Raw genomic sequence first — 14,313 nt, 5'->3', positions numbered from 1 at the left:
TTACAAAACGACTGTTGTGCAAATATTGCCTAGCCGTTAGCGTGGTCTGCGTCACCCACTAGGGAATTAGGAGACCCCCATGATCGACGAATCCGTCAAGAAGGCCTTCTGGGAAGACGGCGCCACCGTTGTCCGCAACTTCCTCAACCCGGAACAGCTCGCGGAGCTGTACGAGGTCTTCAAGTGGAATGTGGCCAACCCGGGCCCGTTCGTCTTCCGTCGTCTCGACGGCACGAGCCTGCAAACCCACATCGACAACGCCAACCCGGCCGCCAAGGAACGGCTCGACGAACTGATGACCAGGCTTCCGTTCGGCGAATTCTTCGCCGAGCTGTGGGACTCCGAGCACGTCTGGTACTACGCCGAAGAGGTGTTCGTGAAGGAGAACGGCGCGAGCGGTCGCGGCCCATTTCACCAGGACACCTCGAACCTGCCGTGGGCGGGCCCGGACTGGGGCAACGCCTGGATCTCGTTCCAGCATGTCCCCAAGAAGAATTCGCTGGAAATCGTACGTGGCAGCTGGAAGGGCATCGAGTACGACGGTGCCAGCTTCGCCAACGCCGACGATCCCACCGAACCGCTGTACGGCGACGGATCGCTGCCGCGGCTGCCGTGGATCGACAAGGACCTGGAAAAGGACCCGAACTCCTGGGATCTCGTCTCGTTCGAAGTCAACCCCGGCGACGTGGTGTTCCTGCACCCCCGCTCGCTGCACGGCGGCGCCGCCGTCGACGCCGATTGCCCTGATCGCCACACCCTGGTGCTGCGATTCTTCGGTGACGACGCGACGTTCCGCGAACTGCCGAAGTCGAACCCGCGCTACGCGCGCAACGGCGTGCTGTTCACCGACGAGATGGCGAAGCTGAACGCCGGCGACGCGTTCCGCTCACAGGTCTTCCAGCAGCTCGTCTAATCCATCCCAGAACAGGAGACCCTTCCCGATGTCGAAGCGTCAGAACTTCAATCCCGGACCGCGTGCCGAGCGTTACCACAATGACCTGCACTTCTCGACGGCCACCCGCGTCGGTGACCTGATCTGGGTGTCCGGTCAGGTCGGGATCGACCCGGCCACTTCGGCGCCCGCCGACGGCATCGAGGCCCAGGCACGGTTCGCGTTCGACGGCGTCAAGCAGGCCCTCGAATCGGCCGGGTCCTCGATGGACAACATTCTCGAACTGCTCACCTATCACACCGATATGGCCCGTGACGGTGAAATCTTCGGCCGGGTCAAGGACGAATACATCAAGGAACCGTACCCGTGCTGGACCGGCATCGGAGTCACACACCTCGCCCGCCCGGAGCTGCTGTGTGAAGTCCGCGTCGTCGCCTACGCCAACGACTGAGAGGCGGCTATGAATTCGACGCAGTCACGCCGGGTCGGACTCTACGGAACCGGACGCGCCGCCGCCCAGCTCGTCGGCGCCATCGAGGCCAGCCCGCACACGCTGACCACCGCCATCGTCTTTTTCGACGAGCAGGCCGCCCAGGACATCGGCACACTCACCGGGGGTCGGGCCACCGGGATCACGGCGACCACCGACCTCGAGGGCGCGATCCGCTCCGGAGACTTCGACGTCCTGGCCTACGCCGGCCTGAAAGGCGAAGTCCTGCAACGGGCGATGGAACTGTGCGCCGATGCCGGTGTCGACCTCGTACACGCCTGCTTCGTCCATCCCCGGGTCAAGCTCGATCCCGAGAGGTACTCGCGGTTGCAGAAGCGCGCCGAGGAAACCGGTGCGCGCATCGTCGGCACCGGCATGCTGCCCGGATTCTGGCTCGACGTGCTGCCTGCACTGCTGAGCAGCGCGCTGCCCGCGCCGGTCTCGATCATCGGCGAATCCCGCTCCGACATCACCGCGTGGGGCCGAGGCGTCCTCGCCGACGAGATGGGCCTCGGCACACTCGCAGACGGTCAACCCGGTCCCGTGGGCGGGGTACTGCACGAATCCGCGGAGATGATCGCCGATATCCTCGGCCTCACCGGGTACGAGTCGAAGGTGTACGGCGGATACGTCACGGCCCACGCCGCCACCGAGGTGGCGGGCATCCAGATCAGCCCGGGCGACCGGGTGGGTTTCGACGAGGCCGCGACGGTGGTCCACGACGGTCGCGAACGCGTCCGCATCGCCTGGAAGGGACTGCCCAAGGGGTCTTTCGAGGGCTACGAGCGCTCGTTGACGGTCACCGCGATCGGCGGCGACGGCTCCGAGTGCACCCTGAGCATCACCCCGGCACTCGATCCCTACCCGGGTACCGCCGCACGCATCGTGCACGCCGTCGGCGCGCTCGGGGCGCTGCCGGGCGGCCAGCACACCCCCGTGCAACTCGGTATCTGAACCAACAAAGTAAGGAGCGGGCGCTGTGCGCCGCGCGAACGACGACGACCACGAAGCCTTCGAAAGACCGCCCGCGTCAACATCGACACCGAGATCGTGCCGGTCTTCGACGAGTGGCTCGCCGCAGGCATCGTGCCGAGGGACTTCTATCGCACAGTAGGGGAGGAGATGGCAAGGGCCGGAGTCACGTTCGGTGGATCGCCGGTGCACATCCCGCTGTGCCCGTCCTACATCACCGAGCACGCCACCGACGAGCAGAAGCGACGGTGGCTGCCAGGCATGGCGTCAGGGAGATCAAGTTCGCGATCACGATGACCGAGCCCGGTAGTGGCACGGACCTGGCGGGGCATGCGCACCACAGCGAAGCTGTTGGCCGACGGAACACGCCACGATTGCCCACCTCTACGCCGACAGCCGCGTCAACCGCATCTACGGCGGCACCAGCGAAGTCATGCGCTCGATCATCGCCACAGACATCGGCCTCTAGGTTCCATCCGAAACACAAGGAGTGCATCATGAACGGGAGTTCGCTACCGGCCGAAGACGCCGACACCAGATACATCACCTTCACCGGCTGGGTCGACCGGCCCACCGACCTCACCGCACCACTAGACGCCACGATCAGCTGTGACGTCACCGTAGTCGGTGGCGGTCTCGGCGGCATGGCGACCGCGCTGCGACTGGCCGAGCACGGCATCGATGTCGTCCTGCTCGAATCGGATTTTTGCGGCTACGGGGCGAGTTCGCGCAACGCCGGACAGATCTCGGCCAAACCGACCGGTGAGCCCCAGATCCTGGCGAAGGCGAATCCGCAGCTGCTGCGTGACCTGGTCCGGTTCGCCGGGTCGTCGGTGCAGTTCGCGGAGGACCTGATCAAACAGCTCGGTATCGAGTGCGACTACGAAGCGGTCGGCAATGTCGGGGCGGCAGTCACCAAAGGACAGATGCGTAAGGCGCTGCGCGACGCGCAAGCGCTGTCCGACGCCGGTGCGACACTGCAATTCGGAGACCAGCACGAACTCGGCCTGCCCGACACCTTCCTCGGCGGCCTGCTGACCCCCGCCGGCGGCACGATGAACCCCGGCATGTTCACCCTCGGCCTCCGGGCGGCCCTGCTGGAATCGGGGGTGCGGGTATTCGAGCGATCGCCCGCACAGTCGGTGGACGACATCGGTTCCGGCGCGACAGTGACTACCCCGCTCGGCCGGGTGCGCGCGAAGAAGGTGGTGCTGGCCAACAATGCATGGGCGCCCGAACTCGCGATCACGCCGCAGCGGCTGTCGCGGCCGGTGTGGGTCAACATGATCGAGACCGCACCGGTCGAGCGCGAGCGTATCGAGGCGACCGGCTGGACGAGCCGTTCGGGCTTGGCGACCAAGCACAACGTGATGGAGAGCTATCACGTCACCCCGACCAACACGATCGCCGTCGGGGTGCGTCGGCTGCAGATCGGGAAGAACCCGATTGCCGACCGCATCTCCGATCCCGTAGTGGTGGCCGACCTCACCGATGCCTTCCGTGCGCGATTCCCGTCGCTGCGTGATGTGCCCGTGACCAAGACCTGGGGTGGCTGGATCGCCATGACGTCCTCGCGGGCGCCCGTGGCCGGTAAGGCGTCGAAGAACGTCTACTACGCCATCGGTTGCAACGGTCACGGGCTCGGCCAGGCACCCTACCTCGGTAGCCTCCTCGCCGATTGCCTCACCACCGACGAAATCCACCCGGACATAATGCCGTGGTGGCAGTCGGAGAACCACTTCCCCCGTTCGCTGTACCTGCACAACCCGGTGCTGCGGGCGGCGTGGCTGGCCGACCGGATCGGTGACCGCCGCGCGGGCCGTTAGTGGATGGCCGTCGCGGGGCGGGCCCCCGTGCTCGCGACAAACCGAATCGGCTGGCCCAGAGGTCGCGACTGGGTCCATGCGTGGTGTTCGGCGCGCTGCGAGACTTGGATATCAGCCGTCGGCGGCGCTTGGCGTTGTGGTGCGGGCTGTCGGTCGGGTGACCGCGGCCCCAGTCGTCGACGACTAACTGTACTAACCCCCGTCTCGGACCTCGCGCAGGTGCAGACACACCTCGTCGATCGCTTGCTTAGCCTGCGCGAACGCGCCGATCTCGGTGACGAAGCCGTGGAAGACGCCGGCATACCTGGTCAGCGAGACGGGGACGCCGTCGCGCCGCAGCCGTGCCGCGTAGGCCTCGGCGTCGTCCCGGATCGGGTCGACCTCTGCGGTCAGGATCAGGGCAGGCGGCAGACCGCGCAGCGACTCGGCGCGCATCGGTGCGGCGAGATGGTCGCCGCCCGAGTGGTGCTCGCCGACGTATTGCTCCCAGAACCAGCGGGCGTCCGCGGCACTCAGGATCGGTGCGTCGGCGAATTCCGACCACGACGGCGCGGTGAATGTCTCGTCGACGGCGGGGTAGGCGAGTACTTGCGTCACAGGGAGGGTGCTGTGCTCGTCGCGTCGGTGCAGGCAGAGGGCGGCGGCGAGATTGCCGCCGGCGGAGTCGCCCCCGATCGCGATGCGTTCCGGATCGATACCGAACTCCGGTGCTGTTCGGGTCAGCCACGCGTAGGCGTCGAGGCAGTCTTCCAGCGCTGCTGGGTAGGGGCTTTCGGGAGCCAAGCGGTAGTCCAGTGACACGACCGTCCATCCGGATCCGGCGGCGATCGCGCGGCACAGCTCGTCGGCGCCGTCCAGGGTCCCCAGGACGAAACCTCCGCCATGCAGGTAGACGAGAGCAGGACTGTTGCCGTCAGGGCCGGCACCGTCCGCGCGGTACAGGCGAGCCCGGATCGAACCCGCACGGGTCGGCACGGTCAGTTGTTCGACATGGTCCAGCGACGTGATCGGCTCCGCGGCCGATGCAGTGTTCACGAGCGCTCGGGCCTGCTCCGGTCCCAGCTCACGAATGGGTCTCTGCAACACGCGGGTGATCATCCGGGCCACGGCCTGAGCCTGGTCGTCGAGCAGATTCCACCAGGTGGGAGCGTCGTCGTTCAATGGGAAACCTCGCAGGTCGTTGACAAGTAGTGATCTGTGCCTCACCATCATAGTCACGTGATCCAGTCGTTTGACAGTGTCACGTTTCCATTTGGGATCCACTGCTGACGGGCGTACCGCGCACACGATCTCGTCGAATCGAAAGGACAGAAAGATGACCGAAACGACGATCGGCCACGCGACACGCGGGGCTGACGCGGTCGGTGGGGTCGACATTCGGATCGAGGACGATGCGAGTCCGATCGTCCGGCTGATCGGTCGGACCATCGCCGATTCCGTCCGCGCGAACGGTGCGGACTCCGTCGTGGCGGCGGTGGCAGGCACTGTGGCCGTCCGCTCCCACGACACCCCGCAGGCTGCGACGATCAGCATCTCCGACGGTGTCGTTGCGGTATCGAGCGGTGTGTTCGTCGAGCCCGACCTCACGTTGACCGTCGACCTGAACGGCCGGTTCGCCCTGGTCGGTGAGCCTGTTGTCGCCGGCGACGACGATCTCGCTGCCGCGGCGCTGGCACTGCTGGCGCCGCCGCTGCCGGATTGGAAGGTCGCCGCGGATTCGTTCTGGGCCGCGGCCCGGTCGGTGCCGGGGATCCCCGACATGCTCGTCGCGATCACGGAGGGCCCCGAGGGGCTGGATCAGCACGTCGTCGGCGAGGGCGAGACCCACTACGTCATCGCCGGCCCCCCGGAGCTGCTGGCCGGCATCTTCTCGGGCGCCGACGACCTGATCGCCGCCCTGTCCACCGGTCTGATCGGCGTGCGCGGCACGTTCTCTCAGCTGTCGGTGCTGGTCGCCGCATCCTGGAAGGTTCGTTACGATGTCTGAAACCACCTACACCGCAACAGAGCTCGAGACGCCGGTGCACACGATCCGGCTCGAGTCCACCAACCACGACGGCAGCTTCCTCGGCAAGAATCTGGCACCCAAGAAGTTCGCCACGAGCGCGGGCTCGGGCTTCGCGATGGCCGACCTCCTGTTCGGGCTCGACCTAGGCAACGCCCCGACCTTCGGCTTCGCCTTCCCCGAGTGGCGTGGGCACGTGTCCGACGTGCAGTTCCGGCCTGACATGTCGACGCTGGTGCAGTGGGAGCCCGGTCTGCAGTCCGTGATCGGTGATTACTGGCAGGCCGACGGCAGCCCCATCGGGACCTGTCCGCGCAACCTCGCCCGAAAGCTGGTCGACCGACTCGCCACGCGCGGCTTCACGGCAACCGTTGCGGTCGAGATCGAGGCGACTCTGTTCCAGGAGTCCATCCACGAGGCCCGGGAAAAGGGATATCGCGACCTGACCCCTCTCGGCGGTTCAGCCGGAACCGCGTACCACCTCGCGAAGTCGAAGGACTGGATCGACTACATGTCGGCGGTCGCCCGTCGCCTCGACGAGATCGGCATCGAGTGGGAAGCGTGGAGCGACGAGGACGCGGCGGGTCAGGTCGAACTCAACCTGGTTCCCGGTGACCCGATCTCGGTCTGCGACAACTGGGCTCGTGCCCGTCAAGTGATGCGCGAGGTGGCCTTCGAGCGCGGTCACACCGTCACCTTCATGGCCAAGCCGACCGCGGGCTATGGCCAGGCCTCGCACGTCAACCTGTCTCTGAAGCGCGACGGGGTCAACGCGTTCTACGCCGAGGACGGGCCGTCGCCCACGATGCGGCACGCGGTCGGCGGACTCCTCGCGACCATGCGCGGGGCGGCATCGGTCATGCTCCCGCAGATCACCTCGTACCGCCGCCTGGTCGACTTGAGCGGCCCTCCGACGACGATCACCTGGGGCATCGCCAACAAGAGCACCGCGGTGCGCGCAGTGTGCGGTCACCCGGCGTACTCCCGCCTCGAATACCGAGTTCCCGGCGCCGACGCGAACCTGTACCTCGCGGTCGCGGCGATTCTCGCCGGGGTGATCGCCGGCCTCGACGGCGAGATCGAGCCACCCGAGCCGGTCAGCGACCTGGCGTGGTGTGTGCCCGACCTCGAGCGGCTGCCGAACACCATCACCAAGGCGGCCGCCGCGCTGGAGACCGACCTGATCCTGCGCGAGCAGCTCGGCGACGAGTTCGTTGATTACTGGGTCGGTACCCGGCGCTGGGAGTGGATGCAGTTCCACACCGCAGGCGGTGATCCGTTCGCCGAGCTTTCCGAATGGGAGTCGGCGCGATACTTCGAGTTCCCGTGAGCGCGGGGAACGCGACGCCGGGCACGATCCGGCCGATGATCGGCATCACCGGCCGACGGGTCCGGCTGGGGCTGGTCGACGGGCTGGACAAGCGCTACGGTCACCTGCTCACTGACACCTTCATGTCCGACTTCTCGGACCGGATCGCCAGGGCCGGAGGGGTTCCGGTGAACCTGCCCTACGATGCCGACCCGGAGGCACTCTGCCATTGGCTGGCGGGCGTGGTCATTACCGGAGGTCAGGATGTTCATCCCGCCTACTGGGGCGGCGATCTGTCGGTGGTCCGTGACGTGGATCCACGGGATAATCCGATGGTCCACGACCCCGAGCGGGACGAGTACGAGATCGCGCTCGTGCGTGCCGCACTCGCCAGACATATCCCGGTGCTCGGGGTGTGCCGGGGCCTGCAGGTCCTGAACGTCGCTCTGGGTGGCACGCTGATCGCGGACCTGCCGCCCGGATCCGTCGGGCATCTGTCGAGTTCGTCCCCGCTCACCGACGGTGCCGACGACCACAAGGTGACGTTCGAGCCCGGCTCGATCGCGGAAGGTCTGTTCGGTGCCGGCGCGGTGACCAACTCGTGGCACCACCAGGCGGTCGACCGCTGCGGGACCGGTCTGGTGGTCACGGGGCGCACGGCCGACGGCGTCGTGGAAGCGGTCGAGCTGCCGGGTGCCGCGGTGCTCGGTGTCCAGTGGCATCCCGAGTGGATGGAACGTGACGATCCGGCGTTGAGCTGGATCGTCGCCGAGGGCAACCGGCGGATCTGACTCAGGGAAGACTGTCGGCCGCCACCGAAGGGTGGCGGCCGACAATTACTTTCAGGTCAGCGCGGTTTCACTCGACGCTCACCCAGGACACGAGTGAGCGCATGGCTTCCTCGGGCGAGGCCGCCTTCGGGGCCGGGGCCGCAGGCGCGGGGGCATCGCCGAGGTGGGCGGCCATCCAGGTGTCGAGCACGCCGAGGATGAGGTCGATCTGTCGTTCCGCCGCTGTGGGGTCGGTGAACACCAGCCAGTTGAGCGCGAATCCGTCCGACAATGTGGACACGATGTACGTCAGTGCGTCGATGGTGCCCGGGTCGAGCGGCTGGCCCGCAGCGGTTGCGGCGGCCTCCAGGATCGCTCGCAGGGTCGCGGATGCCTCGTTGTACACCATCTCGGCCTGCTGGCCTTCCTGGCGCTGGCCCCAGCTGATCAGCTCGACGATCGCCGCGCCGAAGTCCGGATTCGCCAGGTACCACTCCATCACGCCGCGTAACAGGGCGCGCGCGGTGATCGCCACGTCGCCATGGACATCGTTGCGCGTCAGCACTTCTCGATATTGTCCGGCGACGTGCTCGAAGACCGCCGCGAACAGCACCTCCTTCGTGGCGAAGCAGTAGTGCAGGGTGGCCAGCGGGGCGTTCGCCTCCTGTGCGATGCGGCGGGTGGTGGCGCCGTCGACCCCATCGGCGGCGATCACGCGCACGGCCGCCGCCACCAGTTCGGCGCGGCGTTCGGCGGCGGGAATGCGAGCCATGCCCTCTCCTGTCAACAGATCTGAACGGATGATCAAGTCGGTTCCACGCTACCAGTCGCAACGGTAGGCGGGCTGCCATATTTTCCCAAAGAACCGTCGTGCGGTGCGGGCAACAACGCGAAACAAATAGTCATATGCCTTGATCAGACGACTCACTTGGCTTACGGTATGAGCCGGATCACATGGACGGGTCGGCGCACTCCGATGTGACCAACACCGGTTTCGAAGGGCACAGACCCGTCATGACCGACGAACTCACGTGTCTGACTCCCGACGCCACCACCGAAGCCATGGTCGACATGATCATGCGAGACGGCGGCGTGCTTATCGAAGGAAGCAATTCATGACAGAGATCCACCAGCAATCCGGACCCGGCCGTGCGGGGGACTGCCCCGCGCCGAACAAGGCAGTGCTCATCGGTGTCGGCACGCTGCTGATCGTCCTGACCAACGCGGTCATCTTCATCCTGCCGCCGCTGTTGCCGATCATCCAGGCGCAGTATGGCCTCGCCACAGTGGCCGAGACGACGTGGCTCTACACGGCGCTGACCCTCGGCGGGGGAGCGGGCTTCATCTTGCTGCCGCGCCTCGCCGATCTGTACGGCGACCGTAACGCCGCGGTGGCGGCGTCCACATTCCTTGCGGTCGGCGCGCTCGTTCCGGCTGCCGGCGACTCGTACTCGACCCTTCTGGTCGGCTGTATTCTCATGGGATTCGGGGGCGCGGCGCAGCTGCTTCCACTCGGTTTCCTGCGCCGCAATCTCGGCGAGGACGGCATCACGGTGGGTGTCGCGGTTCTGGTCATCGCCACCGGTGTCGGCATCGTCGTGGGCATGATCGGCGGTGGCTTCATCGTCGAGAGTCTGTCGCTGCGAGGCTTTTTCGTCATCCTCACCATAGTGTGCGCAGTGACGGCCATTGCGTGCTGTGCCGTGATCCCACACACCCCGCCTGCTGAGCGTTCCGGCCGCATCGCGGTACTCGGCACGGTGTGGATGATCGCTTGGGTCGCCGCGATCCTGCTGACTCTGACACAAGGACTCGTGTGGGGCATCGCGGCACTCATTCCGTTGATGGCCGGCATCGTCGGCGGCATCGCCTGGGTGCGCGTCGAGCGCCGCTCGACCTCGGCGGTGTTCGACGTCGCACTGATGAAGGCGCCTTTGGTCACCGCGTCGTGCTTGTGTATCGCATTGTTCGCGGCGGTGAACTCGGCCTTTCTGCTGCTGCTCAGCACGTACGCCCAGATCACTCCCGAAAATCTTCGTCCCGCGGACGCCTACGGACTCGGGCTCAGCGCGCTGCAGACCGGCTGGCTCATGGCACCTTTCGCGGCGGCGTTCCTGATCCGCGGAAGCGTACTCGACCGCGCCTTGTTCAACGGCCGTGGTGTGACCGTCTTCGTCATCGGAGCGCTCATCAGTGCATCGGGGCTGGCCTGGCTCGCCGTCGCGCACGACCAGCAGTGGCACTACCTCGTGGGTGCTGCCGTCATGGGTCTCGGGATCAGAATCGGCTACGCAGCGGGGTTCACCATGGTGCAGATGGCAGTGCCCGAGGAGAAAGCCGGGATGGCGGCCGGTATCGCCGGCACGTCCATGGCCGTGGGGTTCGCCTTCGGCACGGCGCTGGTCAGCGCCGACCTCAGCGCCTCGCTGGTTCCGGTGGTCGGAACCGGTCTCGAGGTCGCTGCCAAGGGCCTCTACGGCATCGGCTACTGGTTATCGGGACTCCTCGCCCTGCTCGTCGTGGTGAGCGTGCTGGTCTCACGCGCCCGGTCCGGTCGGCGCGTCGGTGCTGCCGCGTCCTGAAAGTGGCTGGCTCCGTTGCCGCCCCAGACCTGGCGCGATGATTCGTGCGGGCGGCCGCTGCCGTGGCGCTCATCATCACTCCACGCTCATTCAGGACACGAGCTTGGCGGGGGAGGCCTGCGAGGGACTGGCCGCCGGGGCGGAGGTGTTGCCGAGGTGGGCGGCCATCCAGGCGTCGAGCACGCCGAGGATGAGGTCGATCTGTCGTTCCGCCGCTGTGGGGTCGGTGAACACCAGCCAGTTGAGCGCGAATCCGTCCGACAATGTGGACACGATGTACGTCAGTGCGTCGATGGTGCCCGGGTCGACCGGCTGGCCCGCAGCGGTTGCGGCGGCCTCGAGTTTCGTCCGTATGGTCGCGAACGCCTCGTTGTACACCATCTCGGCCTGCTGGCCTTCCTGGCGCTGGCCCCAGCTGATCAGCTCGACGATCGCCGCGCCGAAGTCCGGATTCGCCAGGTACCACTCCATCACGCCGCGTAACAGGGCGCGCGCGGTGATCGCCACGTCGCCATGGACATCGTTGCGCGTCAGCACTTCTCGATATTGTCCGGCGACGTGCTCGAAGACCGCCGCGAACAGCACCTCCTTCGTGGCGAAGCAGTAGTGCAGGGTGGCCAGCGGGGCGTTCGCCTCCTGTGCGATGCGGCGGGTGGTGGCGCCGTCGACCCCATCGGCGGCGATCACGCGCACGGCCGCCGCCACCAGTTCGGCGCGGCGTTCGGCGGCGGGAATGCGAGCCATGCCCTCTCCTGTCAACAGATCTGAACGGATGATCAGGTCAGCTGCCGGTTACCAGTCGGAACGGACAATCAGGCCGCCATATCGGCGAGTAGACCACCTCTCGGTGAGTGATCCTACCCGATCATGGTCATAGGTCTTGATCATTTGACTGTGTTCTTCTAGGCTATGACCGAGACCACAGTCCGGCGCCATCGGTGATCGGAAGGTCACGGGCCTCGAGCTCACTGCGGATGCGCCGTCACGACGAGAGATCGCGAGCGGCATCCGCATCGCACCCGACAAGCGTGAAGAGGATGACCATGACCGGAGTCGAATCAGTTCCCCGGGGACGCGCGATCGCACTCGATCGCATGGCTGTGGACCCGCCGATCGACACCGTCGTCGACCTGCTGGCGATCCAGGCCGCCCGCTTTCCCGACCGCGAGTTTCTTCGGTTCGCGGAAGGATCCTGGACCTTCGGCGAGATCGACGACTGGACGTCGCGCCTGGCGCAGCGTCTGGTCTCCGAGGACGGGGTCCGCGCCGGCGACCGGGTCGCAATCATGCTGCCCAACGTGGTGCAGTGGCCGATCGCCTGGCTCGCGATCCTCAAGGCCGGCGGCGTCGCGGTGCCGGTGAACTCGTCGTACCAGCGTGCAGACCTCGAATTCGTCCTCCGAGACTCCGGTGCCCGGGTGATGTTCACCGACACCGGTCACAGCCCGCTCGTCGACGAGGTGCGCGCCGCGAACGGTGATCTGGCCGATGTCCGTATCGTCGACGCCGCGTCTCGCGGCGAGCTCGCGCAGTACCCGGCGGACAGGCCCGATGTCGCGATCACCCCGGACACGCTGGCCAACCTCCAGTACACCTCGGGGACCACCGGATTCCCGAAGGCGTGCATGTTGACCCACGACTATTGGGTCCGGCTGGGGTGGATCTGTGCGGGCGCGGCGGGCCTCGGGTCCGGCGACGTGGTTCTCACCTCGCAGCCGTTCTCGTACATGGACCCGCAGTGGAACACCTCTCTGTGCCTTACGATCGGCGCGCCGCTGGTGGTGCTACCCCGGTTCTCCGCCTCGGGTTTCATGGCGGACGTCCGTCGACACCGGGCCACGTTCTGCTACGTGCTCGGCTCGATGCCCACGCTTCTGTTCAAGCAGCCGCCGAGCCCGGAGGACCGGGACAACGACCTGCGCCTCGTGCTGTGCTCGGCCATCCCCGTCGCGCTGCACGCGCAGCTCGAACAGCGTTGGGGCGCGCCGTGGCGGGAGATCTTCGGGATGACCGAAAGCGGGGCCGACCTGGTCAGCCTCCCCGAGAGCACCGTCGACGTCGGCAGCGGACGACTGGGGCAGCCGGTTCCCACGAAGCAGGTCCGGGTGGTCGATCCGGAGGGCCGGGAAGTTGCCGCGGGAGAATCCGGCGAGCTGATCACGTCGGGCAGACCGATGATGCTCGGCTATTGGAACCGACCCGAAGACACCGCGGAGGTCTTCCGCGACGGCTGGCTGCACACCGGCGATGTCGCGGTCCGCGAGCCGGACGGCTACCGCCTGGTGGGCCGGATCAAGGACATGGTCCGCCGCGGCGGGGAGAACATCGCGAGCGCCGAGGTCGAACGCGTCCTCGAGCGCGACGACACCGTCGTCGCGACAGCGGTGGTCGGCGTCCCGGACGAGCTGTTCGGCGAGGAGGTCAAGGCCTTCGTGCAGCTGGCCCCCGGCGTCGAGGAGAGCCGCGCGACCGCAGAGCGAATCGTCGACGGCGCACGAACGCAGCTGGCGCGCTTCAAGATTCCTCGACACATCGAGTTCGTCGCCGATTTCCCGCGCACGCCGTCCGAGCGCGTGTCGAAGCCGGCCCTGCAGGCGCGCTCCGCCGAACATCCCGGCATCACCTACGACCTGCAGCCGCCGCGCACCGCCGGCAACGGCAACTGAGGAGCCGGACATGACCGACAATTATCTGGACGTGCACATCGACGACGAGGTCGCGGTGCTCACGCTGAACCGCCCCGCGAAGCTGAACGTGATGGACGTGGCAACGAGGGTGCGGCTCGCGCAGACCATCCGCCGGTTCGGAACGGGTGATCGCGTCCGCGGGATCGTGCTCACAGGCGCCGGGCGGGCGTTCTCCGCAGGTGAGGACCTGCAGGCGGTGCCGACCACCTACGACGAGATCCGCGAGGCCTTCGCGACCTTCCACGACATCACCCGCGCGATTCTCGAGACGAAGGTCCCTGTGATCGCGGCCGTCAACGGGATCGCGGTCGGCGGCGCCTCGGAGATCACGTTGTGCTGCGACTGCCGGATCGGCACTCCCGCCGCCGAGTACTACCAGCCGGAGAACCACCGCGGAATCATCATCTCGAACGCCTCGAGCTTCCTCATGGGCCGCCTGGTACGGAACCACGCGATGCGAATAATTCTGGGCTCCAACCGGATAGACGCAGGCGAGGCCCTGCGGATCGGGCTGCTCGACGAGATCGTGGCCCCGGAGGCACTGGTGCACCGCGCGGCCCAGGTGATCAGGCAGTGGAACTCCGATCCCCGGACCACCGCGCTGCACCTGGGTCTGCTGCGGCCGCCCCCCGAAGACATCGAGGCCGCGTTTACCCGCGAAGACGACGCCGCCCGCCAGTCGTGGGAGTCCGGCGCCTTCACCGAAGGCATCGAGGGCTTCTGGGCATCGAAGAACGCGGCGCCGACGGCGCCCGCGCAGAGCAATTGAGATCGGAGACG

At 66.9% G+C, this 14,313-nt stretch carries 14 protein-coding genes and 1 pseudogene; 12 read left to right on the top strand and 3 right to left on the bottom strand.

Features of this window, described 5'->3' with window-relative positions; genetic code table 11:
- Positions 1-79 precede the first annotated feature (79 nt).
- From WKC72_RS41945 to WKC72_RS41920, 6 genes and pseudogenes are all read left to right on the top strand, one after another.
- Entirely contained in the window at positions 80-913 is an 834-nt protein-coding gene (locus WKC72_RS41945) for a phytanoyl-CoA dioxygenase family protein (RefSeq protein WP_370185675.1), read from the top strand.
- A gap of 28 nt (positions 914-941) precedes the next feature.
- Complete coding sequence (locus tag WKC72_RS41940; RefSeq protein WP_370185672.1) at positions 942-1,343, top strand: RidA family protein; 402 nt, start codon at positions 942-944, stop codon at positions 1,341-1,343.
- A gap of 9 nt (positions 1,344-1,352) precedes the next feature.
- On the top strand, positions 1,353-2,336 hold the full coding sequence (locus WKC72_RS41935; RefSeq protein WP_370185669.1) for a hypothetical protein: 984 nt from the start codon (positions 1,353-1,355) through the stop codon (positions 2,334-2,336).
- Positions 2,337-2,432: 96 nt separating this feature from the next.
- Positions 2,433-2,651 (top strand): acyl-CoA dehydrogenase family protein, encoded by a 219-nt coding sequence (locus tag WKC72_RS41930; protein ID WP_370185666.1) that lies wholly within the window; start codon positions 2,433-2,435, stop codon positions 2,649-2,651.
- A gap of 70 nt (positions 2,652-2,721) precedes the next feature.
- Positions 2,722-2,823 (top strand): annotated as a pseudogene (locus tag WKC72_RS41925) (acyl-CoA dehydrogenase family protein); the annotation flags it as partial.
- 28 nt (positions 2,824-2,851) lie between these two features.
- Positions 2,852-4,180, top strand: a complete 1,329-nt coding sequence (locus WKC72_RS41920; RefSeq protein WP_370185664.1) for an NAD(P)/FAD-dependent oxidoreductase — start codon at positions 2,852-2,854, stop codon at positions 4,178-4,180.
- A gap of 192 nt (positions 4,181-4,372) precedes the next feature.
- Here the strand turns inward: WKC72_RS41920 and WKC72_RS41915 are convergent, their stop codons facing one another.
- The gene (locus tag WKC72_RS41915; RefSeq protein ID WP_370185662.1) at positions 4,373-5,341 is read right to left on the bottom strand and encodes an alpha/beta hydrolase; all 969 of its coding nucleotides are present in this window, start codon (positions 5,339-5,341) and stop codon (positions 4,373-4,375) included.
- A gap of 154 nt (positions 5,342-5,495) precedes the next feature.
- On the opposite strand from WKC72_RS41915, the gene WKC72_RS41910 reads away from it, so the two are divergent.
- From WKC72_RS41910 to WKC72_RS41900, 3 genes are read left to right on the top strand one after another with little or no spacing between them, the layout of a single operon-like run.
- Positions 5,496-6,167, top strand: coding sequence for a hypothetical protein (locus WKC72_RS41910; protein WP_370185659.1), 672 nt, complete (start codon positions 5,496-5,498; stop codon positions 6,165-6,167).
- Positions 6,160-7,515 (top strand): glutamine synthetase family protein, encoded by a 1,356-nt coding sequence (locus tag WKC72_RS41905; RefSeq protein ID WP_370185656.1) that lies wholly within the window; start codon positions 6,160-6,162, stop codon positions 7,513-7,515. Before WKC72_RS41910 ends, WKC72_RS41905 begins: the two co-directional genes overlap by 8 nt.
- Positions 7,512-8,285 carry a gamma-glutamyl-gamma-aminobutyrate hydrolase family protein gene (locus tag WKC72_RS41900; protein ID WP_370185654.1) on the top strand — a complete coding sequence of 258 codons (774 nt, stop codon included), beginning with the start codon at positions 7,512-7,514 and terminating at the stop codon, positions 8,283-8,285. The genes WKC72_RS41905 and WKC72_RS41900 overlap by 4 nt, the downstream gene beginning before the upstream one ends.
- Before the next feature lie 67 nt (positions 8,286-8,352).
- Here WKC72_RS41900 and WKC72_RS41895 read toward each other — a convergent pair whose 3' ends face one another.
- A complete protein-coding gene (locus WKC72_RS41895; protein ID WP_370185651.1) occupies positions 8,353-9,036 on the bottom strand; it encodes a TetR/AcrR family transcriptional regulator in 684 nt (227 codons plus the stop codon).
- Between the two features lie 343 nt (positions 9,037-9,379).
- Between WKC72_RS41895 and WKC72_RS41890 the strand changes: the two genes are divergently transcribed.
- Positions 9,380-10,846, top strand: a complete 1,467-nt coding sequence (locus tag WKC72_RS41890; protein WP_370185648.1) for an MFS transporter — start codon at positions 9,380-9,382, stop codon at positions 10,844-10,846.
- Positions 10,847-10,936: 90 nt separating this feature from the next.
- Here WKC72_RS41890 and WKC72_RS41885 read toward each other — a convergent pair whose 3' ends face one another.
- On the bottom strand, positions 10,937-11,590 hold the full coding sequence (locus tag WKC72_RS41885) for a TetR/AcrR family transcriptional regulator (protein ID WP_370185645.1): 654 nt from the start codon (positions 11,588-11,590) through the stop codon (positions 10,937-10,939).
- Between the two features lie 293 nt (positions 11,591-11,883).
- Here WKC72_RS41885 and WKC72_RS41880 point away from each other — a divergent pair, with 293 nt between their 5' ends.
- Positions 11,884-13,512 carry a class I adenylate-forming enzyme family protein gene (locus WKC72_RS41880; RefSeq protein ID WP_370185643.1) on the top strand — a complete coding sequence of 543 codons (1,629 nt, stop codon included), beginning with the start codon at positions 11,884-11,886 and terminating at the stop codon, positions 13,510-13,512.
- Positions 13,513-13,522: 10 nt separating this feature from the next.
- Positions 13,523-14,302 (top strand): enoyl-CoA hydratase/isomerase family protein, encoded by a 780-nt coding sequence (locus WKC72_RS41875; RefSeq protein WP_370185640.1) that lies wholly within the window; start codon positions 13,523-13,525, stop codon positions 14,300-14,302.
- Positions 14,303-14,313: the final 11 nt, after the last annotated feature.

It is taken from the genome of Rhodococcus wratislaviensis, from assembly GCF_041228765.1.
In the GTDB taxonomy this organism is placed as follows: domain Bacteria; phylum Actinomycetota; class Actinomycetes; order Mycobacteriales; family Mycobacteriaceae; genus Rhodococcus_F; species Rhodococcus_F wratislaviensis.
The sequence above is the reverse complement of the archived record's forward strand: the minus strand, read 5'-3'. Positions and strand labels throughout refer to the sequence as shown.

Excerpts from the sequence above, each read along its gene's own strand:
- WKC72_RS41945 (WP_370185675.1), top strand. The coding sequence starts at position 80 with ATGATCGACGAATCCGTCAAGAAGGCCTTCTGGGAAGACGGCGCCACC.
- WKC72_RS41940 (WP_370185672.1), top strand. The coding sequence starts at position 942 with ATGTCGAAGCGTCAGAACTTCAATCCCGGACCGCGTGCCGAGCGTTAC.
- WKC72_RS41935 (WP_370185669.1), top strand. The coding sequence starts at position 1,353 with ATGAATTCGACGCAGTCACGCCGGGTCGGACTCTACGGAACCGGACGC.
- WKC72_RS41920 (WP_370185664.1), top strand. The coding sequence starts at position 2,852 with ATGAACGGGAGTTCGCTACCGGCCGAAGACGCCGACACCAGATACATC.
- WKC72_RS41910 (WP_370185659.1), top strand. The coding sequence starts at position 5,496 with ATGACCGAAACGACGATCGGCCACGCGACACGCGGGGCTGACGCGGTC.
- WKC72_RS41905 (WP_370185656.1), top strand. The coding sequence starts at position 6,160 with ATGTCTGAAACCACCTACACCGCAACAGAGCTCGAGACGCCGGTGCAC.
- WKC72_RS41895 (WP_370185651.1), bottom strand. The coding sequence starts at position 9,036 with ATGGCTCGCATTCCCGCCGCCGAACGCCGCGCCGAACTGGTGGCGGCG.
- WKC72_RS41890 (WP_370185648.1), top strand. The coding sequence starts at position 9,380 with ATGACAGAGATCCACCAGCAATCCGGACCCGGCCGTGCGGGGGACTGC.
- WKC72_RS41885 (WP_370185645.1), bottom strand. The coding sequence starts at position 11,590 with ATGGCTCGCATTCCCGCCGCCGAACGCCGCGCCGAACTGGTGGCGGCG.
- WKC72_RS41880 (WP_370185643.1), top strand. The coding sequence starts at position 11,884 with ATGACCATGACCGGAGTCGAATCAGTTCCCCGGGGACGCGCGATCGCA.
- WKC72_RS41875 (WP_370185640.1), top strand. The coding sequence starts at position 13,523 with ATGACCGACAATTATCTGGACGTGCACATCGACGACGAGGTCGCGGTG.